This window comes from Desulfococcus sp. (assembly GCF_050178255.1).
GTDB classification, from domain to species: Bacteria; Desulfobacterota; Desulfobacteria; order Desulfobacterales; family Desulfococcaceae; genus Desulfococcus; species Desulfococcus multivorans.
In genome coordinates this window covers 1-21,642 of record NZ_JBFXGG010000052.1, presented here as the reverse complement: position 1 = coordinate 21,642, position 21,642 = coordinate 1, and the positions used below count along the sequence as shown (strand labels likewise).

At 55.2% G+C, this 21,642-nt stretch carries 15 protein-coding genes; 9 read left to right on the top strand and 6 right to left on the bottom strand.

Annotated elements, in window-relative coordinates; translation table 11 throughout:
- From trhA to AB7S84_RS10895, 6 genes are all read right to left on the bottom strand, one after another.
- Positions 1–427, bottom strand: a 427-nt coding sequence (gene trhA / locus AB7S84_RS10920; RefSeq protein WP_428154442.1) for a PAQR family membrane homeostasis protein TrhA, incomplete at its 3' end; no start/stop codon positions are given.
- Positions 428–676: 249 nt separating this feature from the next.
- On the bottom strand, positions 677–1,849 hold the full coding sequence (clsB, locus tag AB7S84_RS10915) for a cardiolipin synthase ClsB (protein WP_428154440.1): 1,173 nt from the start codon (positions 1,847–1,849) through the stop codon (positions 677–679).
- Between the two features lie 120 nt (positions 1,850–1,969).
- A complete protein-coding gene (gene ftsH / locus AB7S84_RS10910; RefSeq protein WP_428154437.1) occupies positions 1,970–3,928 on the bottom strand; it encodes an ATP-dependent zinc metalloprotease FtsH in 1,959 nt (652 codons plus the stop codon).
- Positions 3,929–3,958: 30 nt separating this feature from the next.
- A complete protein-coding gene (locus AB7S84_RS10905) occupies positions 3,959–5,437 on the bottom strand; it encodes a B12-binding domain-containing radical SAM protein (protein ID WP_428154435.1) in 1,479 nt (492 codons plus the stop codon).
- A 326-nt stretch (positions 5,438–5,763) separates the two neighbouring features.
- Positions 5,764–5,997, bottom strand: a complete 234-nt coding sequence (locus AB7S84_RS10900; RefSeq protein ID WP_144016599.1) for a hypothetical protein — start codon at positions 5,995–5,997, stop codon at positions 5,764–5,766.
- A gap of 484 nt (positions 5,998–6,481) precedes the next feature.
- Positions 6,482–7,042, bottom strand: a complete 561-nt coding sequence (locus AB7S84_RS10895; protein ID WP_234979209.1) for a BON domain-containing protein — start codon at positions 7,040–7,042, stop codon at positions 6,482–6,484.
- A gap of 710 nt (positions 7,043–7,752) precedes the next feature.
- Here AB7S84_RS10895 and AB7S84_RS10890 point away from each other — a divergent pair.
- From AB7S84_RS10890 to AB7S84_RS10850, 9 genes are all read left to right on the top strand, one after another.
- Positions 7,753–9,072 carry an MFS transporter gene (locus AB7S84_RS10890; protein WP_020876741.1) on the top strand — a complete coding sequence of 440 codons (1,320 nt, stop codon included), beginning with the start codon at positions 7,753–7,755 and terminating at the stop codon, positions 9,070–9,072.
- 301 nt (positions 9,073–9,373) lie between these two features.
- Positions 9,374–10,522: a SpoIIE family protein phosphatase gene (locus AB7S84_RS10885; RefSeq protein ID WP_428154431.1), complete on the top strand. Its 1,149-nt coding sequence runs from the start codon at positions 9,374–9,376 to the stop codon at positions 10,520–10,522.
- Positions 10,523–10,633: 111 nt separating this feature from the next.
- Positions 10,634–14,341, top strand: coding sequence for a response regulator (locus AB7S84_RS10880; RefSeq protein ID WP_428154428.1), 3,708 nt, complete (start codon positions 10,634–10,636; stop codon positions 14,339–14,341).
- Between the two features lie 58 nt (positions 14,342–14,399).
- Complete coding sequence (locus AB7S84_RS10875) at positions 14,400–16,859, top strand: glycogen/starch/alpha-glucan phosphorylase (protein WP_020876744.1); 2,460 nt, start codon at positions 14,400–14,402, stop codon at positions 16,857–16,859.
- 17 nt (positions 16,860–16,876) lie between these two features.
- Positions 16,877–17,221, top strand: coding sequence for an STAS domain-containing protein (locus tag AB7S84_RS10870; RefSeq protein ID WP_020876745.1), 345 nt, complete (start codon positions 16,877–16,879; stop codon positions 17,219–17,221).
- A gap of 30 nt (positions 17,222–17,251) precedes the next feature.
- On the top strand, positions 17,252–17,683 hold the full coding sequence (locus AB7S84_RS10865; protein WP_200809335.1) for an ATP-binding protein: 432 nt from the start codon (positions 17,252–17,254) through the stop codon (positions 17,681–17,683).
- A 167-nt stretch (positions 17,684–17,850) separates the two neighbouring features.
- Positions 17,851–19,005 carry a multidrug effflux MFS transporter gene (locus AB7S84_RS10860; RefSeq protein WP_040415097.1) on the top strand — a complete coding sequence of 385 codons (1,155 nt, stop codon included), beginning with the start codon at positions 17,851–17,853 and terminating at the stop codon, positions 19,003–19,005.
- A 169-nt stretch (positions 19,006–19,174) separates the two neighbouring features.
- Positions 19,175–19,924 (top strand): protein-L-isoaspartate(D-aspartate) O-methyltransferase, encoded by a 750-nt coding sequence (locus tag AB7S84_RS10855; protein ID WP_428154424.1) that lies wholly within the window; start codon positions 19,175–19,177, stop codon positions 19,922–19,924.
- Positions 19,925–19,929: 5 nt separating this feature from the next.
- Positions 19,930–21,642, top strand: a 1,713-nt coding sequence (locus AB7S84_RS10850; protein WP_428154422.1) for a hypothetical protein, incomplete at its 3' end; no start/stop codon positions are given.

Below are 21,642 nucleotides of genomic sequence, written 5' to 3'. Positions count from 1 at the left end.
GTGCGGTTTTATAGAATGCCTTCAGCACTACACCGGCTGCGGCAAGACCCCAAATAACCCCGAAGAGCGTCCAGCCGAATGCACCACGAAGGATGCCAAGGGTTAACGGCGTGTACGTGCCTGCAATAAGAATGAAGATCGCGGAATGCTCGATGATCCGGAAACAGCGCTTGGTCTTGCCTATCGGCCACGCGTGGTAGAGCGTGGAGGCAAGATAAAGAAGGATCATGGAAGCAGAGAAAACACTCGCGCCGAAAATAAATCCGGCATTCCCGTTCCGCACTGCATGCATGATGAGAAATGGCGTTCCGATGAGCGCACCGAGCAGCCCTATGCCGTGGCTGATGCTGTTGGCGATTTCTTCGCCTTGCGACTGTCCAATATTTTGGTTTAATAAGGATAATGTGATTGTCGTCGCTTTCCTCATCGTCTTTCCTTCTGTCGATCGGATCACCGCTGCCACAGGATTCGTGCGTTTTCCAACGGGACGGCAACGCCGTCGCAGTGCGGTATCACACACGCCGTATCGGTCGGGGCGCCGGCCGACGGATGAATTTAATCCATTCATGGATCAAGGCCTGCCCCGCCCGGTCCTCAAGATGGGCCTTGCCGGCGATCGGCAAAGACCGTATGCCCTGCAGTCAGGTGACAAACTTCCGGCTGCGTCTTCGATCCGTCATATCCGGCCCGACTTTTTCCCCGGGGCATACCCCGTCATTCCGATCATGAGTCGCACCAGGCCGTAACTCAGCCAGCCCGCAAGACGCAGCCGGATGGGCTGCGTTCTCCATTGATCCTGAAGTATCCGCCGCGATCCGGTATGGATAGCTTGATTCAGGCTATGCTTTAATGTTCCAGCGAAGTTTTCATCATCCACAACGACATTTGCCTCGAGTGAAAGCAGAAGGCTGAATGGGTCGAGATTCGAGGACCCCACCGTAGTCCAATGCTCATCAATCACAGCGACCTTGGCGTGCATGAGGCTTTTGTGGTATTCGTAGATTTCAATCCCCGCGTCGAGAAAACTGCCGCGGAGGGCATGCGAGGCATAATGCAGCAATGGATATTTCACTCTTCCCGGCAACAGCAGAATCACCCGGACACCTCGACCGGCGGCGTTCAGAAGTGCATGACGCAAATTCAATCCGGGAAAAAAGAAGGCATTTGCAAGAATGATTTCGAATTTCGCCTGTTCGATCGCCTGCAGATAAGCATCTTCAATATCGCGGCGATGGCGGATATTGTCCCGCACCAGAAAAGCTGAGCGCATTCGGCCCCTGGATCCGGTTGAAGGCGCCTGTCCGTCGCCCACCCGACCCCAGCCGCGACGAAAGCGGATCCAGGCCACTCGCGACCAGACTCGGCTGGCGGAATCAAAGATTTCTGCCACCAGCGGTCCTTCTACACTTACAGCGTAGTCATAACGAGGCGATGTCTGGCCCGGCTTAGCCATATCGTCGATAATATTGATGCCTCCGACAAATGCAATCTCCCGGTCCACGACCACAATTTTCCGGTGCAAACGCCGCAGCCTTCGGCGCCGCAGCGTCCAGGGCGATGTCTTGGGGCGGAACTTCAGCACCATTACACCGGCCGCTTCAAGGGAATCGGCCATGGCTTTCGGCAAACTGTTCGATCCGAATCCATCGATCAGAACGCGGGTTTTTACGCCGCGAAAGGCCGCCCGTCGGAGCGCTTCCGCAATGCGTCTTCCGGTATTGTCATTTTCGAAAATATAGCTTTCCAGATAAATTTCACGCACCGCCCGGTCGAACGCCGCTTCGATGGCCGGAAAATAAGCTTCGCCGTTTTGCAGCAGGGTAATCTGATTGCCTGGAATCATTTGCATTATAACAGGGTTGTCCTTTTTCCGGGTATCGATTTCGGCTGCGGTATCACCCGCCAGGGTATACTTTTATGTACCTTCCCCGCCGCTGCCATTGCCGGCATCATCCTCTGAAAGTCCAGATCAAATGCCGCTTTCATCATCCTCTTTTTCGGCAATGCTTCGGGAGGGCTCACCGGACGATGACGCCGCCACTCCAAGTGGAGATGCCGACAGCATCTTTCTGAGCTCATCTCCCTGCACGCTTTCCTCATGCGAAAGGAGACGGGCCAGGTCATCGAGGACCGTTCTCCGGGCCAAGAGGATCTTACGCACGCGTTGATGAGCTTCCTCAATAATCCGTGTGACCTCTTCGTCAATTTGAGTGGCCATCGCTTCACTGTAATTTTTGCCGGGAGAAAAACCTTCCGGGAGAAACATGGACTGCCGCGGACGCTCATAGTTCACCAGTCCCAGACGATCGCTCATGCCGTATTCCATGACCATGGACCGGGCAATGCCGGAGGCCCGCTGCAAGTCGTTCTGGGCACCGGTCGATATTTCATTGAACACCACCTCCTCCGCGACCCTGCCGCCTAAAAGAACGGCCAGGCGATCGATCAACTCCGAACGTGTCATTAAATAGCGGTCCTCCGTGGGTTGCTGCTGGGTATATCCGAGCGCTGCAATGCCACGGGGAATAATGGAGATCTTATGCACAGGGTCGGCATGCTCGACAGACTCAGCGACAATCGCGTGCCCGGACTCATGGAAGGCGACAATTTCTTTCTCCTGAGCATTCATCACCCGGTTTTTTTTCTGGAGACCCGCAATCACCCGGTCGATGGCCTCGTCGAAATCCGTCAGTTCCACGGTTTCTTTATCGTTCCGGGCAGCCAGCAGCGCGGCTTCATTGATGATGTTGGCCAGATCTGCACCCACAAATCCCGGGGTGCGGCCGGCGAGTTTACGAAGATCGACTTCGGGGCCCAACACCACATGCCTGGAATGAATTTTCAGGATGGCTTCTCGTCCATTGATGTCCGGCCGGTCTACCAGAACCTGCCGATCAAATCGTCCCGGCCGCAGTAAAGCAGGATCCAGAATTTCCGGCCGGTTGGTAGCGGCCATGATAATGACCCCCTTGTTCGTTTCGAACCCATCCATCTCCACAAGGAGTTGGTTAAGCGTCTGCTCCCGTTCGTCATGCCCGCCCATAACGTTCATCCCCCGAGCCTTGCCTAACGCATCCAGTTCATCGATAAAAATAATGCAGGGCGCTTTGGCCGCCGCCTGAGAAAACAAATCGCGAACGCGGGCTGCTCCTACGCCGACGAACATCTCCACAAACTCGGACCCGCTGATGCTGAAGAAAGGCACCATGGCCTCTCCGGCCACGGCCCTGGCCAGAAGGGTCTTGCCGGTTCCAGGCGGGCCGACCAGGAGCACTCCTTTGGGGATCCTTCCCCCCAGCTTCTGAGACTTTTCGGGAGTGCTTAAAAATTCAACCACTTCCTGGAGTTCTTCCCTGGCTTCGTCGATGCCGGCCACATCGGCGAAAGAAACCTTGGTGTCGTTCTCGGCAAAAATTTTAGCCTTACTCTTGCTGAAAGACATGACGCCCATTCCCGACCCCATCTTTTTCATGGCGTAACGCCAGATCAGGAAAAAAATGACAAGTGGAAAAATCCAGGAGAGCAGGCCGCTCAGAAATTTATTTTCGTACCGTCCGGAATAACTGACCTGTTGTGCATCCAGGTCCTTCACCAGGTCGGGATCATCCACCCGAATCGTCGTGAACGCCTGACCAGGAGATCCTGCCAGGGTTCCGTTGATATTGTCAGGGCCGATGGTCAATTTAACCACATTGCCTTCGGCGACGTGCTGTTTAAACCGGCTGTATGGAATCGTCTCCACTTTTCCGGAAAAGATGAGCGGCTGCAGATAGGAAAATAAAAGTATGGCGACCAGGAAATACCAGATGCTGAATCGCGCCTGGGGCGGCAGCCCGTCCTTTGTTTTCGGGGAGGCATTCAGACCCAGGACGGCGCGAAGCTTGTCTGTAAAATTTTCTGACGGTCTTTTTTTCTCATTGGGTGGCATGTTTTCCTCAGGTTTCTGTATTTCCGGCGCTTAAAGAATGTACAATTCACATATCTTTCGGTAATGATAGCCATATATTGAGAGGGTTATGGCCACCGGCATCAGCCTGGGTTTACGGAACAGGGTCCAGACCATCAGGCGCCAGTAATGAAAGCGTTCCTTCCCCAGAACGCCAAGCCGGAAGACGCATCGAAAGAATGAGAGGAACCGCTGAAGGTTCATCGGCTGGCCGATCTCAGGCGCCTTCAGTTCTCTCAGCAGGATCCTGACCCGCTGGTAGTAGTTTTTAGGAGAGTAGATCTGTTTCATGATCGATCGGTACCCATCCAAAAGCCTGTCTATACCCATTCGAGGAAGGATGTTGGTGGTTCCGTCAACATTGTCTCCGGAAAAGTTATTGACAATCCGGCTTTCCCGTTGAAGCCTGTCAAAAAGACGTGTTCCCGGAGGGGCCTGGAGCATCCCGACCATTGCGGTGACGATTCCGCTGTTCTGAATGAAATCGATCTGCCGCTGAAAAATAGAAGGCCTGTCGCTGTCAAAGCCCACAATAAAGCCGCCCATGACCTGCAACCCTGAACGGTGGATCATTTTGACGCTTTCAAGAAGGTCCCGGTTTTTATTCTGGGTTTTATGACATTCCGTAAGACTGACCTCGTCGGGCGACTCAATGCCGATAAAAACGGAATCAAATCCAGCTGTTACCATCATATCCAGGAGTTCAGGATCATCAGCGAGATTGATGGAGGCCTCCGTGAAAAAAACACATCCCTTTTTACCTTTACGCCATTCGATCAGGGCGGGCAGCAAATGCGTTTTAAGGTAGACCTTGTTTCCAATAAAATTGTCGTCGACAAAAAATATACTGCCGCGCCAGCCGAAAGCGTAAATGCGATCCAGTTCTGCGATAACCTGCCGGGGGGTCTTCATGCGCGATCGGTGACCGAACAAAGCCGTCACATTGCAGAATTCGCAGTTAAACGGGCATCCCCTGGAGAACTGAATGTTCATGGATGCATATCGCTTCATTTTTACCAGATCCCACGCAGGCGTCGGCGTGTCGCGCAAATCGCAAAAACCGGAAGCCCTGTAGACCTTTTTCAGCTGCCCGTATTGCAGATCGGACAGAAAAGCGGGGAGCGTCAATTCCGCTTCATCGAGAACAAGATGGTCCACCGCATCGAATTCATCCGGTGCAGCAGTAAAAAGCGGCCCACCGGCGACAATCTTTAAATTCGAAGCGCTGCAGCGGGCGATGATTTGTCTGGCCGATTTCCGCTGAACCGCCATGCCGCCGATAAAGGCCATGTCCGCCCAGGAAAGATCTTTATCCGTGAGGCAGTCTACATTCATGTCCACAAGTCGCCTGGGCCATTCCTCCGGCAGCAGGGACGCGACGGTGAGCAGGCCAAGCGGCGGGAAGGCGGCTTTCTTTCCGATAAAATTTAACGCGTAGGTGAAAGACCAGAACGTGTCTGGAAATTTTGGGTAGATAAGCAGAACGTTCATATCAGCAGGCTCCTTTCTGTGACCATGTACATAATTAAAGTACATGATCAAACTTCATGCCAGAGTTGGAGCACTTGGATTTTTGTCGCACATCGTTCTGGATTATCACAACAAATCCGTGCCAAACGCGCGGACAGGGCAGGCATGACCCCACGCAGGATCAAGGCCATTTATGACCACAGGTCAAATATAGCCTCAAGTCAACTTCCGGGATCGGGTTTAAGCCATCGCCAATTCCCAAGGGATTCATTGACATGAACAAAAAAGCCCCGGAACTGGGATTCGAGATGGAACGGGAGGCCAAGCCGCAGCTGAGCGGCTCCGGGTCAGCCGCCGGCTATGGGCCCCATGAGGTAGATGTCGGCGTCTTCCGTCAACGGTTCATCCAGGCGCCGTTTCCGGCCATTGACAAAGGCCAGGACTACCAGAATCGGCGGGACCCCGATGTCAGCCGCCAACTGCCTGATGGTCTCCGGAGAAACGATTTCCACCGACATCCGGCGGGGAAGGCCGTCGACAATCCCCCGGATGGTTTCTGCAATATGAGTCGCGAACTTCACACTTGGGTTTAGGTTCCGTAAAAATACAAAATAGCGCGAAGGCCTGACGCACGGGCGTTTACACGAATGAACGAGATTCATCGTGTGTCTACAAAATCGGGGGGTTTTCAGGCCGGTTTTTCCAGCTCGAGGACTTGCTTCAGAGGAGTGATCTTAAACAATTTAAGAAGGTTGATGGTTGAGTCCGGCAATTCGTTGCGCATGCGCACACGGAAATTCAAATTGAAAAACTCCGTGATCTGGAGCTCGTCCAACGCCGCTTGCACAGTCGGTAGGCGGTCATGGCAAGGAGCGCTCTTTTATTGTCTTTTCTTTCTGCTGAAATCTCTGGGTGTGTTTCCCCCGGGAAAGACGGTTGGATGCGCACTTTTTCCCGTCGTTCCCGTGAAAAATCCGGGAACGACGGGAAATGGACTTCCTTTTACACAGTGTGTACGCGTAAATTCTCGCATTGAAGGATCAGACTGCAATGCGTCCTCTTGTATCAGTCGGCCTTGACGACAAGATTGTTTTCCACCGATCTGACACTCTTGACACTACCGACGATTTCCATCGCTCTGTCGATACTTTGCTGAGACTCAACGACCCCGCTCAGATTGACCACCCCGTTTGTCGTGGTCACGCTGATCTGAGACACTTTAAGCAACGGGTCACTCATAATATCCATCTTGATCTTGGCTGTAATTGCGGCATCATCCATGTATTCGGCAGCTTTTTCAGCTTTCTCGCTTACCGCCTCCCCTGCTTTTTGAGCTTGTTCGCTCACTTTTTCAGCCGCTTGGTCCACTTTTTCCCCTGCCTTTTCGGCGGTTCCCTCTTGTTGACAACCAGGCAGTACGAGAGCAAAGGACAACAAAAGAACGATGAAAAATCCCCTGTGCAATAAACTCATTTTCAATCTCCTTTCGCGACGATCGTTTAAGTAATTAAGTGAAACCGCCACCGCCTGCAAGGCGGCGGCATCAAAGCCGACTGAAGTCGGCCCAACGCAACCGATAGTGAAGTCGTCATCGCGGAATCGCGCTTCCGCATCCTGCAATTCCATATACCCTGCATCCACGTCATCGGTTACATTGTCCGATGTCGCTGCAACATATCCGCGAGCCTGCGGATGACGACCCCAAAATAATGTTAGACAGGTGCAGCTTTCAGGAAAAAGATTAATCGGTCTTTAAAACTTTCAGATCAGAATCAAGCACCACAACCGGTTCACGGATCGACCCCGGGATGCGATTAGAAATTTCCATAACAGCCTTTTTCATGCGAGGATTTCACTCAACCCTCATGACTGTTTGCCGTGATTCTATTAAAGAGTTGTCCGGCATCCATTATGATTACGTTTAATCTAATATGGCTGGGATTGAAATTCAAGTGGTATAAAAATCATATTCCGGGCGCATCCACCAGGAATGTTCACGGCGAGGGCCGAGGATACCTGGAGGATACCGTGAAAACCGGTTGTTGTTGAGGCATTCAGGCTCACTTTGCCGATGTGGATACGTTCAGGGATGCAGGCGCCGCTTACGTGACACCGCTGAAGCCTTGAATTGCACGAGCGATGGCCAACAGGAGAGATCCGGTATGATTTGAAGATGTGTTTGTGGTATGGTGATATATTCAACTTTCGACTTTCGTAGGCCGTATCTTTGTGGTCACCGCATGAAAATTGAAAGTTGAGTGATATATGTAGAAACCGGCGTGGGCATCGAAGGTTGAATATGACCTCAACGTTACAGGGAATGGAGATCAAGAGATTTGTTCGGTTCAACATCCGTTACGGAAAAGGGCAACATCGGCATCTATTACGGCTGGGTCATCGTTTTTGCGGCCTTCATCACATTGGGCATCAGCTTCGGTATCTGGTATTCCTATTCCGTGTTCATCCTCGCGGTTATCAGGGAATTCAACTGGAGCACGGCGGCGGCATCCAGCGTGTTTTCGATTTTTATCATCTCGCATTCCACCTTTGCCATGGCAGCGGGATATCTTCAGGACAGATTCGGACCCAGGGTGGTTGTTCCGGCGGGGTCTCTCCTGCTCGCCGTGTCCCTGATCGTTACATCCTGGTCTGAAAATTTATGGCATTTTCAGCTGACTTACGGGGTGTTTGCCGGAGCGGGCATCAGTCTGACGGCGTTTGTCTCCCATTCAGCCTTTCTGCCCAAATGGTTTGAACGCAAAAGAGGGTTGGCGCTGGGCATCGCCACGGCCGGGATCGGTCTGGGGATGCTCCTTATCGTTCCGTTCTCGGAAAAAATGATTTCCGCCTATGGCTGGCGATCCGCATATCGCATACTGGCCGCGATAGTCCTTTTCATTGTCGCTCCATTGAACCTGATATTGGGACGAAAATCCCCCGAAGCGATTTCGCAGCATCCGGACGGCGATATCCCCGGCAATCCCAGAGGCGCGAAGCCCTCTTCATGGGTAATGGAGATCATCGATAAAAAATGGGCCGCAATCGACTGGGATCTGCTCAAGGCTTCCCGAACATTGACCTTCTGGTATCTGATCGGTGCATTCGGCTTTATTTCTTTTGCCTTCCAGGGGGTTTTGCTACATGCAGTGGCCGCCATGGTGGACGCGCAGCTCAACAAAAGCACGGCTGCCTATGTCTTTGGTCTGGCCGGCATCATGGGTTCCGTCGGCAAAATCCTATTTGGCTGCCTCTCGGACAAACTGGGACGGGAACGTGCCAAGTTCATTGCCGACGTCATCGCGATTCTGGGAATACTGGCACTGACGTTCATTTCATCGGCCCACAGCCCCATGACTTTCATATTCGCGATCTGTTTCGGCATCGGCTATGGGGCCGCGGCACCCTTGATTCCAGCGATCACCGCCGATATTTTCATCGGCAGACACTACGGCCTGATTTTCTCCTTCATCGCCATCGGGGGGGGAATCGGCGCGGCCGTCGGCACCTATACCGTTGGACTGTTGAGAGACACCAGCGGCGATTATACGGCTGGATTCATCGTCTGTTGTCTGTCTCTGGCAATTTCGTGCATACTGGTATTTCTGGCGGCCCCCGGGAAGGTCAGAAGAATGAAAAAAATCCGTTTTTCGAGTTGAACGGCTTTGTTTCCATGCCGTCGCGGCGTTTCGCCATCAATTTTTTCGACCGTCTCGCCCCCCCAACGGACGATCTGGCGGCGAAATGCGGGGACACCGCGATGTCCGCCCGGAGGGTTGATCTTTTTGTGCCTGTTATTATAGATATGGAATTGGGTCCATAGTTGTGGTACGATATAATTTGAATTTCAACTTTCATAGGTCGTATCTATCCGGTTACCATCATGAAAGTCGAATCTGAATGTTGACGGGGTGTCGCAGGCAGACTTCCGGTTGAGCGTCGCATAATGGGGAGAGGGTGATGACGGAAATGCATCAGACCATGGAGTCCATCCTCCTGGTCGACGATCAGCCGGCCAACCTTCAGTTGCTCATGCATACACTGAAGCGGCTCGGCTGCAGGCTGCTGGTCGCCAAAAACGGGGAGACGGCCCTCGCCATCGCGAAAAAGGCGCGTCCGGACCTCATCCTGCTGGACATCATGATGCCGGGAATCGACGGCTTTGAAGTGTGCCGGCGGCTCAAATCGGATGCGGACACCCAGAAGATCCCGGTGATCTTTCTGTCCGCGCTGGACGATACCGGAGACAAGGTGCGCGGACTCCAACTGGGGGCGGTGGACTATGTTGCCAAGCCCTTCCAGCCCGAGGAAGTCATCGCCCGGGTGAACACCCATCTGACAATCCATCGGCTCAGCCGCGAGGTACAACGGCAACGGGACGAGCTGGAACATGAACTGCAGATCGTGTCCCAGATTCAACGCTACCTCCTGCCGGATCACCTGCCCCGAATCGACGGCCTGAAAATGGCGGTGCATTATGAAACCAGTCGATATGCCGGCGGTGATTATTACGATATCCTGGAACTTCCCAACGGCCTTCTGGCCGTTCTGATGGCCGACGCCGAAGGCCACAGTGCACCGGCAACCGTCATGATGGGCATGACCGCCGCGCTGTTTCGGGCCTGTTCGACGTTCCTGGATAAGCCGGACAGGATGCTCGCCTACCTCAACGAAAACATTTGCAAAATGAACATGGAGAGCCATGTCACGGCGATCTACGCCGTCTACGATCCTCGCACCAGGAAACTCAGGATTGCCCGCGCCGGTCATCCCCTCCCGATCCGTTATCGACTCTCCGAAAAAAAAGCGGCCGAAATTCCTTGTGAGGGCGTATTTCTCATGGGATTCGAACCCTATTCCCACGTTCCGGTCACCGAGACGACTCTCCAACCCGGCGACCGGATGCTGTTTTATACGGACGGCATTACCGATCGTGCAGGCGAAACGGAAGATCTTTACGGGACAGATCGTCTTATACGGCAATTCAGCGCAGCGGCCCTCAATGACCCGGCTGACATCCTTACCGCGATTGTCGATGATCTGAAACAGTTCGCCGGAAATCGTCCGGCCGACGACGATCAGGCAATGTTGGCGATCGTTGTCGAATAGAGACGCTGGGACGGCCAAGGCCGCATGGCGGAAAGGATATAGGTCGCGATCTTGAAGTCACCGCAGCAACCTGAAAAGACCCCTTCGATCGCACGGCATCAGGATAACGCGGTGCCTGCCAAAACCCGGGATAATAAGCTGAACAGGGATGACGCTCTCATCGATCTGCTGGATCTGAAACAATTGGGTCCCATCCTGGAAGATTTCTGCAACGCCGTCGGGATCGCGGCAGCCGTTATAGACCTGAAGGGCAATATCCTGGCATCCGCGCGCTGGCAGCGCATCTGCACCCATTTCCACCGGATCGACGAACGAACACACAAGCGCTGTATCGAAAGCGACACCGAACTCGCCGCGAATCTCGAGGAAGGCAAGTCGTTTTCGATTTATCACTGCAAGAACGGCCTGACCGACGCCGCGGCGCCGATCATCATCGAAGGCAGACATGTGGCCAATATTTTTGTGGGACAGTTTTTCCTCGCCGAACCCGACAGGGCGTTTTTTCAACGGCAGGGTCGGGAATTCGGCTTCGATACGGCCGATTATCTGAGCGCCCTCGATGAAGTGCCCATCGTTTCCCAAGAAAAGCTGCAGGCGATTCTGGGATTTTTGACGGGATTAGCCCATCTTGTGGCATCCATTTGTCTTGAGCGCAAAAGAGCCGAACAGGCTAAAATGGAATTGACGCGCTACAAGGCACACCTGGAAAACCTGGTGTCGGATCGAACCGAACAACTCAAACACTCCGAGGAGCGCAGCCGTCTCATTCTGCAATCCGTGGCCGAAGGTATTTTCGGAACGGACGTCGAAGGTCGATGCACTTTTGCCAATGAAGCCACGCTGAACATGCTCGGATACGGATCCGAAGAACTCATCGGCAACTCCATACACGAGAAGTTCCACCACTCGAATGCGGACGGCTCACCGCACCACAAGGAGGATTGTCCCATTTATCTGGCCTACAAACAGGGGATCACCAGCTTCCGCCGGGACGAGGTGTTCTGGTGCAAGGACGGCTCTTTTATCGATGTCTCCTACACCAGCGTGCCCAAGCGGCAGGACGATGCGACCATCGGCTCGGTCGTGGTATTCCGCGACATCACCGCGCGAAAGAAGGCCGAGGATGCCCTGCGCGAGAGCGAATACCACCTCAAAGCCATTCTGACGACGACCAATGAAGGTTTCTATTGGGTCAACAATGACGCGCGCACCGTGGCCCTCAACGACACCATGTGCAAGCTGCTGGGCAGGACCCGTGAGGATATCGTCGGCAGGACGGTATTCGAATTCCTGGACGAGGAAAACACGAAAATCATGAAGGAGCAACTCCGGCGCAGAGCCTCCGGTCAAACCGGGGTTTACGAGATCGCCCTCAGCCGCCCCGACGGTTCGAAAGTGCTCTGCCTGTTCCACGCAACCCCCCTTTACGATAAAAGCGGCGTCAAAACCGGCTCTTTTGCCATGGTCACGGATATCACCCAGCGCAAAAAGATGGAGGAGGAGCTTATCATCGCCCGAGACAAGGCTGAAGCGGCCACCCGGGCAAAAAGCGACTTTCTGGCCAACATGAGCCACGAGATCCGCACCCCCATGAATGCGGTGCTGGGAATGACGCACCTGGCCCTCAAAACAGACCTGACCCCGAAACAGAGAGACTATCTTGAGAAGATTCAACTTTCCGCCAACGCCCTCCTGGGCGTCATCAATGATATTCTGGACTTTTCCAAGATCGAGGCCGGCAAACTGAGCATGGAGTCCATCGGCTTCGATCTGGATGAAGTCCTCGAAAACCTGGGAACTTTGATGACGATCAAAACCCAGGAAAAGGAGGGGGTCGAAATCCTGTTCAGCACCGATCCCGAGGTGCCCCGCTCCCTGGTGGGAGACCCCCTGCGGTTGAGTCAGGTGTTGGTGAACCTGGCCAACAACGCCATTAAATTCACCGACCACGGTGAAATCGTGGTTTCCACGAAACTGGTCAGTCTGTCAAAAAAGACCGTCGTCATCCAATTTTCCGTGCGCGATACGGGAATCGGTCTGACCGAGGAACAAAAGACCCATCTGTTCACCGCCTTCAGCCAGGCGGACACATCCATCACCCGAAAATACGGCGGCACGGGTCTGGGGTTGACCATCTGTCAGCGTCTGGTGAAGATGATGGGCGGCAGGATCTGGGTTGAAAGCACTTTCGGGGTCGGCAGTACCTTCTCTTTTACCGCTGTTTTCGGCACCGGCCGGCAAGTCGCCGGGGTCTGCCGGGTTCCGCCGCCCGAACTGAGAGGCATCAAAACACTGGTGGTGGATGACAACCCGACATCCCGGGAGATATTCCAAAAGATGCTGGAGTCTTTCTCCTTTGACGTCACCCCGGCGGCATCCGGTGAAGAAGGCCTGAAGGAGATCGAAAAATCCATCGGCGGAAGCCTTTACGACATCGTGGTGATGGATTGGAAGATGCCGGGTATCGACGGCATCGAGGCTGCCAAACGCATCAAGCAGGATTCGAGGTTGGCCCGAATCCCCGCCATCATTCTCGTCAGCGCATATGCACGGGAAGACATCATGTGGCGCGCCGAAGCCGCCGGACTTGACGGTTTTCTGATCAAGCCCATCAGCCCGTCGGTAATGTTCGATACCATCATGAACGCTTTGGCCAGAGGTGAGGTCAAGGAATTCCGGCCGGATAACAAGGAGGCGAAAGCTGCCCATGCCATGAAGCAACTCGAGGGTTCCCGGGTCCTGATTGTTGAAGACAATGAGATCAATCAAATGGTCGCCATGGAAATTCTTGCCGGCGCGGGTGTCGTCGTGTCTCTGGCCGGCGACGGCCGGGAGGCCGTGGAGGCCGTGCAGACGAATCGTTTCGATGCCGTGCTGATGGATGTGCAAATGCCGGTGATGGATGGTTATACCGCAACACGGACCATTCGTGAAGATCCCCGGTTCAAGGATCTGCCCATCATTGCCATGACCGCGCACGCCATGGCGGGCGACCACGAAAAAAGCACCGAAGCCGGCATGAACGATCATATTACCAAACCCATCGATCCGGAACAACTTTACACCATCCTGGCACAATGGATTTCGGGCGCTCCTCCCGCGGCCGCAAAAAAACCGGAGTCGGAGACGGTTGCACCCCGTTCCACCCCAGAAGCCCGTGCCGAAGCCGTCCCGACACCCGCGGCGGAAGAACCGTTGCCGGAAACGCTGGATGGTTTTGATCTTACAAAGGGTTTGAGGCGGCTGCAGGGCAACGTGGCGCTTTATCGCAAACTGCTGATAAGCTTTGCCGTCAAATACGCCCAGAGGGCCGATGAGATCCGGCAAGCCCTGGATGCCGGGGATTATCACAAGGCTCATAGTATGATTCACGAAATCAAGGGGTTGGCTGGCAATCTGTCGGCAGTTCAATTGCAGGCCGCAGCCACGGAACTGGAGAAACTGGTCAAGCACGCCGACAAGCAGAATCCGCCCCGGCCGGATGCACTCGCGAACGCCTTTGCGGCCTTTGAAACCTTGATGGATCAGGCATTGCGGTCTACAGGACGCTTAAAGTCCCCGACAGACGAATCGAGTGCCGCACCATGCCGGGAACCGGCGGAACAACTGCCGGCAGATCTGGCAAAAACGGTCGCCGGACGCCTCCGTGAGGCTGCCGAAATGGGCGATGTTTCAGAAATAACCGCAATTGCGGAAGAGATAGCTTCCCAATCCGGAAACTTCACCGCCTATCTCGACAGAATCACTCAGCTTGCAGAGGCGTTCGATTTTGAAGGCATCCTTGAAATGGCCAATGATCTTGAAAGGGTACAGGGGTAATGGGGCCATCGCCGACCGACGCCTCAAGGACTGTAACGCTGCTTTGCAAAGGATATCAATGATGAAACCAAGCCTTCTCGGGAACTCGAAAGCCGCTTTAAAAAAATCAATGGACTACCATCTCCGCTGCTCTCTGTGCAAGGAGCCCGTTTCAAAGGAAGGCCGGGACCTCTTTCTCGCCACGGCATTTTCCCTGCGGGATCGGATGGCGGAAAAAATTCTGCAGACGGAGCGCAGATATCGCGAGACGAAAACCAAAAGGGTCTATTACCTGTCCCTGGAATTTCTCATTGGACGATTGATGGGCAATACCCTCCACAACCTCGGCATGTTCGATAGCTACAAGGGACTCTTGACGGATGCGGGGTTCGATATCGAGGAAGTCCGGGAACAAGAAACCGATCCCGGTCTCGGGAACGGCGGACTCGGACGATTGGCGGCCTGTTTTCTGGATTCCATGGCAACCCTGGACATTGCCGGTTTCGGTTACGGGATCCACTATGAATACGGCTTGTTCAAACAGGAAATCGATAACGGCTACCAGAGGGAAAAGCCGGACAACTGGCTGGCGGAGCTCAACCCCTGGGAAATCAAGCGCACCGACGAGAAATGCATCATCCCGATTCACGGGCGGATAGAGCACTTCCAGGATCGCGCGGGCGAATACAACCCCATGTGGCTCGACTGGAAGGTCATCATGGGGATTCCCTTCGATATTCCCGTGGTCGGGTACGGGGGAAAAACGGTGAACTGGCTGCGGCTTTACGGCGCGGGCTCCTCTGCGGACTTCGATATCCAGATCTTCAACGAGGGAGATTACTTCCGGGCCGTGGAACAAAAGGTCTCCTCCGAAACCATCACTAAAATGCTCTATCCTCTCGACACCCTCAAATCCGGGAGAGAACTTCGCCTTGTTCAGGAATACTTTCTGGTGGCCTGCGCCTTGCGGGACATTATTCGCCGCTATCTCAGGGATCACGAAAATTTTGATCGCTTCCCCGAACGCGTGGCCATCCAGATGAACGACACCCATCCCTCCTTGGCGGTTGCGGAATTGATGCGCCTTTTCGTGGACGAATATGCCCTTCCCTGGGATCATGCCTGGGAGATCACCCGGGAAACCCTGGCCTACACAAACCACACAGTCCTGGCGGAAGCGCTGGAGAAATGGCCCGTCGGTCTCCTCGAGAAGGTCATTCCGCGCCATCTTCAGATCATTTATGAGATCAACCGGCGATTTCTCGACAAGGTGGCGCCGCTTTATCCCGGGGATATCGATCTTATCAGGCGAATATCCCTCATCGAAGAAGGTGAGACCAAACAGGTCAGGATGGCCCACCTGGCCCTGGTTGGATCCCATTCCGTGAACGGCGTCTCTGCGCTTCATACGGAGATACTGAAAAACGAAAATTTTTCAGATTTTTACGCGCTCCGGCCGGAGCAATTCGTCAATATCACGAACGGCATTACCCAGAGACGCTGGCTTCTGGAAGCCAATCCCCGGCTGGCAGGGCTCATCAGCGATACCATTGGAGACGCCTGGATTACCGATCTCCGACAGCTTCGGCGCCTGGAACCCATGGCCGATCAAAAGGCTTTCAAGGACGCCTTCCACGACATCAAGCGGGCGAACAAGGAAATTCTGGCAGGCATCATCTCGGACACCGTGTGGCTTTCCGTCGATCCCGACTCCCTGTTCGACGTACACGTCAAACGGATTCATGAGTACAAACGCCAGCTTCTGAAGATCATGCAGATCGTGCATGAATATCTCCAGATCATCAGGGACGAAAAAAAGCCTGTGATCGCCAAAACCCATATTTTTGCCGGCAAGGCCGCCCCCGGATACTGGATCGCCAAACAGATGATCAAGCTGATCCATAACGTCGGTCAGGTCATCAATCAGGACAAACGGATCGGAGATGCCCTGAAGGTGGTTTTTCTGCCGGATTACCGCGTCTCTCTTGCTGAAAAAATCATACCGGCCACGGATTTGAGCGAACAGATTTCCATGGCCGGCAGGGAGGCTTCCGGAACCGGCAACATGAAATTCATGCTGAACGGCGCCCTGACCGTCGGCACGCTGGACGGTGCCAACGTCGAGATGCTCGAGGAGGTGGGGGAAGAGAACATTTTTATTTTCGGATTGAAGGCGAAAGAGATCGCCGAGATGGTGAAACAAAAGCGCTATCGTCCCCTGGACTATTATCACCGTTTCCCGGAAATCCGCAGGGTCCTGGATGCCTTTCGGGACGACACGTTCTGCGCTGCCGAGCGGGGGCTCTTTCAGTGGATTTACCATAGAGTGATGAATAACGAAGATCCGTATTTTCATCTCCCGGATTTTATGCAATACATCGAGGCTCACGATAAGATAGAGGCGGAATTTCAGGCTCCGGCCACCTGGACCCAAAAAGCGATCCTCAACGTTGCCCGGTGCGGAAAATTTTCCAGCGACAGGGCCATTGCCGATTACAATCGCTTGATTTGGAATAAAAACGGCTTGAAAGAAAAGTAGATATCAGAAAGGTAATCATGCAACTGCACCATAAAAATACGGCGGATGTCCTCATCGTGCGACCTCTGGAAAAAAGAATTGACGCTTCCGCGGCAACGGAATTCAAGCAAAAACTGGGAGAATGGATCGACTCGGGGAATCGACGGATTGTTCTCAACCTCTCCGAAGTGGATTTTATCGACAGCAGCGGTCTTGGCGCCATCATCTCGGGCTTCAAGAGAATCGGGGGCGACGGCCGTCTGGTGATCTGCGCCGTGAAGGAAAGCGTCATGAGTCTTTTCCGCCTGACCCGCATGAATCGGGTGTTCGATATTTTCTCATCAGAGGATGAAGCCCTCAGGGCACTTTCCGGAAAGGCCTGAAACATGAAAACGGCGGGCATGATCAGGCTGATGATTGAAAGCAGGCTTGAAAATGTTGCCCTGATCGGTGGGAGCGTCCGCGGCATCGCCGATACGCTGCCCATCGACAAGGTCATCCGCTATCAACTTGAGCTGTGTGTCGTCGAAGCGGTGAACAACGTTATCAAGCACGCCTATCACGCCGAAGCCGGACATTCAGTCGAAGTGGATTTCCAGCTTCACCCGGACCACGTTACCTTCAAGATCCGCGACAACGGAGACAGCCTCAACCTGTCAAGGGTGGCACCTTTCTGCTTCGATCCGTTGAAAGTGGAAACCCTCCCCGAAAGGGGCATGGGGATCTTTATCCTGAAATCCTTGATGGACGAAGTCCGGTATGAAACGGTGAACGGGGAAAACATCCTGACCCTGATCAAATACCTGAAAAACCGTTCAGCCCCGCCCCCGGAGCACGGCGATTAGTTCGGCGAACACCGTCGCGCCGCCCTGAACCGCCTCAACAGCCATTATTTTTGCAGATGCGAGAACCTCGGGATCTTGTCGGATACATCCATCCCTTTTTTTCTGCCGGTGGCCTGAGAAACTGAGCACTGATGGATGAACTCGAAAAGGATCCCGGAATTATGCCCATGAAAAAATGGATAGGACTTTTGGCGCTGCTCACGGCGTTTCCCGCGCTCTCCACGAGCATGTATCTGCCGGCCATCCCGTCTCTGGTCCGAAACTGGCAGGAGCCCCTTTGGTTCATCAACCTGACCCTGGTGGGCTTTTTCGTGGTCTACAGTAGTTTTCTGTTGGTGTACGGCCCCTTTTCGGACCGGTTCGGACGACGACCACTGCTGAAAATCGGTATCGGATTCTATGTTGTCGCCAGTTTTCTATGCGCGCTTTCGCCCAATGCAATCAGCCTTATCGCTTTCCGTATGATTCAAGCGGCAGGCGGGGCTTCCGCATCGTCGCTCGCCCTCGCCGTGTCCAGGGATGTCTTCGACGCACGGGACCGGGAAAAGGTGCTGGCGTATCTGGGCGTGGTCGTTGCGCTGGCGCCCATGCTTTCGCCGGTGATCGGCGGATGGATCATCGCCAGGTTCTCATGGCAGTGGATTTTTGTGATCCTCGGCGGGATGGGGCTCATCGCTTTTCTCGGCGTGCACCGAATGCCGGAAACCCTCCGGCAGACTTCTCAAACACCTCGAACGAAGTTTTTGTCCAATTACGGACATCTGATCCGAAACCGGCGGTATATGGGGTTGACCCTCGTGGTATCTCTCGGTTCCATCCCGATATTCTCCTTCATTGCAGCTTCATCGGATATTTATATTACGCAGATTGGCCTGAGCGAGCAGGTTTACGGATATTTCTTCGGTTTCAACGCCATGGCGTTGATGCTCGGAGCCTTTGTCTGCACCCGGTTGAACCGGCTGATATCCTCCCGCGATATCATTACAATGGGTTTTATCGGATTGATCATCGGAGGGACATGGCTCATACTGACCCCCCAGGACAGCCCGTGGGATCTGGCCCTGCCGATGTTTGTCATCTCCTTTGCATCCGGACTGAGCCGCCCCCCCAGCAACAACCTGGTTCTGGAACAGGTCAATCGCGGCGCAGGAGCGGCCGCGTCCTTTCTGATGTTTTCCCTCATGACCTCCGGTGCCGCCGCCATGTGGTTCGGCTCACTGAATTGGAACGACAAGATTCAGGTATTGGGGATAATGGCCGCCGCTTCCGGGGTCGCAGGCCTGGTTTGCTGGTTGGTGATGCGAAAAACTTCGGATTTGTGATGCCGGGGGCGTCTCGGACACGGGGCCGACCCAAGCCGCCAAAAAAAGCTCCCGTTTCAGGAATTCAACTTTCGACTTTCATGATGGTGACCGGAAAGATACGGCCTGTGAAAGTCGAAACTCGAGTCAGGAATATGGACATCAGGACGGCGTAAGGAGAGATATCCTCATGTTCAGAACACTGTTTTACACGTTGACAGCATGGGTCTGGCTTTTTCCCGTTCCCGGTTCCGCAATCGCCGAAGCAGCGAACGAAAAGGCGTTCACGGCGGCCCGGGCCGCGCTTGTCGAGGCCATCGCGGCCGATGTCGCCGCTACCGGAAAGGCCATCGGCGCCCAACGCCTGGATCCGGCGGTAATACGGGCCATGAAGACGGTAAGGCGACACCGGTTTGTCCCTCCGGAATCCGCTGACCGGGCCTACGACAACACGCCGCTCCCCATCGGGTACGGCCAGACAATTTCCCAACCTTACATCGTCGCCCTCATGAGCAATCTGGCGGCGCTGAACCCCGGCGATCGCGTCCTTGAAGTGGGCACCGGATCGGGCTACCAGGCCGCCGTGCTCGCGGAAATGGGGATGCAGGTCTACTCCATGGAGATCATCCGGCCTCTGGCCGAGACGGCGGCTGAAACGCTCCGGGCGGAGGGCTACGATCAGGTAAGCCTCAGGGTGGGCGACGGCTATTTCGGATGGGAAGAAAAGGGGCCGTTCGACGGCATCATCGTGACGGCGGCGGCCGACCACATTCCGCCGCCGCTCCTGTCTCAGCTGAAAAACGGCGGGAGAATGGTCATCCCCGTCGGCGGTCCCTTCTCGGTGCAGCAGTTGGTGCTGGTGGCCAAGGATGAAGACGGCGTCCTCACGACCCGCCAGATCCTGCCCGTCCGCTTCGTGCCCCTGACCCGCAGGCCATGAAAGGCATGCCGTCCACCTTGAGCGCCTCTGTTTTCCTGCTGTCGGGATCGGCGCTGGCTTACGAGGTCATGCTGGTGCGTCTCCTGGCCGTCACCCGATTCCACCACCTGGCGTTTATGGTCCTCAGTCTCGCGCTGCTCGGCTACGGGGTGAGCGGGGTCCTGCTCGCCCGGCAACGCGCCCGGCTCCTCGGATCTTTCCAGGCGTGGTTCTCCGGATTTGCAGCCATGTTCGCCACAGGCACGGTGTGCTGCTTCCAACTGTCCCAACGCATCCCGGTCTTTCCGGGAGAATGGGTCTGGTCGCCCTTCGAGGCGCTTCATCTCGCAGCCCTCTACCTCGTCCTGTCTCTGCCCTTTCTGGCCGCAGCCTGCGGGGTGGGTCTGGCCTATAGTGCAAGAGGGACGATCGCGGGCTCGGTTTATCGGGCCGATCTGCTGGGTGCGGCCGCGGGATGTCTTGGCGCCCTCCCGGCGTTGTGGCTGCCGGAGGCTGCGGGACTCTGGTTGCCGTGGAGCGGGGGATTCGCAGCATCGGCGCTCATGGTGATGCCGGATCGGAAGAGGTGGGCCGCCCTCCTGGTATCGGCGGCATTGTTGGGGCCGGCCGTAAACCCGGAGCATGCCGTCCGTTTGATCACGTCCCCGGACAAACCCCTATCCATCGCCCTCAGTGCCGAGGGTGTGGAGATTTTGACCGATATCTTCACCCCGATTGGAAGGATCACCGTAACCCGAAACCGTCTCGCTCCCTATCGATATGCCCCCGGCCTCAGTCTCGCCTTCCAGGGCAGCGTCGGGGCCCAGTGGGGCGCATTCGTCGACGGCGGCGAAGCCTTCATGCCGCTGCCGACCACGCCGGAGCGGACCGAGGCGCCGACCTATCTCGACTACCTCCCGGAAGCCCTGGCCTACCGACTTGTTTCCCAGCCCCGGGTGCTCGTGCTGGAGGCCCCGGCCATGGAACATCTCGCCAGGGCCTTCGCCGGAGAGGCACGGGCCGTGAATGTCGTTTTGTCCAATCCAGGATGGCGGACGCTCTTCGAAGAGACCCGAAAGAGCGGACCGGGCCGGTATCTCGCATTGCCGAACGTTCACCTGACGGTGGGCGCGCCGAGAGGCTTCCTGCGGTCTGCCCCCCGCCGCTACGATCTGATCGTCATCGGGGATCCCGCCCCTTCCGCCCTGACGCCCGACCATCTCCACACCGTGGAAGCGTTCGGCGAGGCCCTCACACGGCTGTCGTCCGGAGGGATTCTCTCCGTGAGCGGTCCCTCGGATCTGCCCCCAAGGGCATGCCTGCGGCTTTTGGCGACGGCAGCGGCGGCGCTGCACATGTCCGGCGTGACGCATCCCGAAGATCGTCTGGTGATGATCCGGAGCCTCAGGACCGTCCAGCTGATGATCACAAACGGCCCGCTGACACCGAAAGATATCGCTGAAATCCGGTCATTCTGCACCGACCGGCGTTTCGATCCGGTCTGGTTTCCGGGAATCGAGCCCGCCGAGGCCAATCGTTGGAACCGGATCGACGCCCCTCTCTTCCATGACGGCGCCCTGGGAATCCTCGGTTCCGCCTCGGAGCGATTTCCGGCCCGGTATAAATTCGACGTTTCTCCGGTTTTCGACAACCGGCCCTATTTCTCACACTTCATCAAACCCGCCACGCTGATGGAGATCCTTTCTCTCCGGGAAAGCGGTGCGTTGGGGATGCTCTCA

What these genes read in the sequence shown, in the direction of transcription:
- ftsH (WP_428154437.1), bottom strand. Translation starts at nt 3,928, where the DNA reads ATGCCACCCAATGAGAAAAAAAGACCGTCAGAAAATTTTACAGACAAG.
- AB7S84_RS10905 (WP_428154435.1), bottom strand. Translation starts at nt 5,437, where the DNA reads ATGAACGTTCTGCTTATCTACCCAAAATTTCCAGACACGTTCTGGTCT.
- AB7S84_RS10860 (WP_040415097.1), top strand. Translation starts at nt 17,851, where the DNA reads ATGAAAAAATGGATAGGACTTTTGGCGCTGCTCACGGCGTTTCCCGCG.
- AB7S84_RS10865 (WP_200809335.1), top strand. Translation starts at nt 17,252, where the DNA reads ATGATTGAAAGCAGGCTTGAAAATGTTGCCCTGATCGGTGGGAGCGTC.
- AB7S84_RS10875 (WP_020876744.1), top strand. Translation starts at nt 14,400, where the DNA reads ATGATGAAACCAAGCCTTCTCGGGAACTCGAAAGCCGCTTTAAAAAAA.
- AB7S84_RS10855 (WP_428154424.1), top strand. Translation starts at nt 19,175, where the DNA reads ATGTTCAGAACACTGTTTTACACGTTGACAGCATGGGTCTGGCTTTTT.
- clsB (WP_428154440.1), bottom strand. Translation starts at nt 1,849, where the DNA reads ATGCAAATGATTCCAGGCAATCAGATTACCCTGCTGCAAAACGGCGAA.
- AB7S84_RS10895 (WP_234979209.1), bottom strand. Translation starts at nt 7,042, where the DNA reads ATGGAATTGCAGGATGCGGAAGCGCGATTCCGCGATGACGACTTCACT.
- AB7S84_RS10885 (WP_428154431.1), top strand. Translation starts at nt 9,374, where the DNA reads ATGACGGAAATGCATCAGACCATGGAGTCCATCCTCCTGGTCGACGAT.
- AB7S84_RS10870 (WP_020876745.1), top strand. Translation starts at nt 16,877, where the DNA reads ATGCAACTGCACCATAAAAATACGGCGGATGTCCTCATCGTGCGACCT.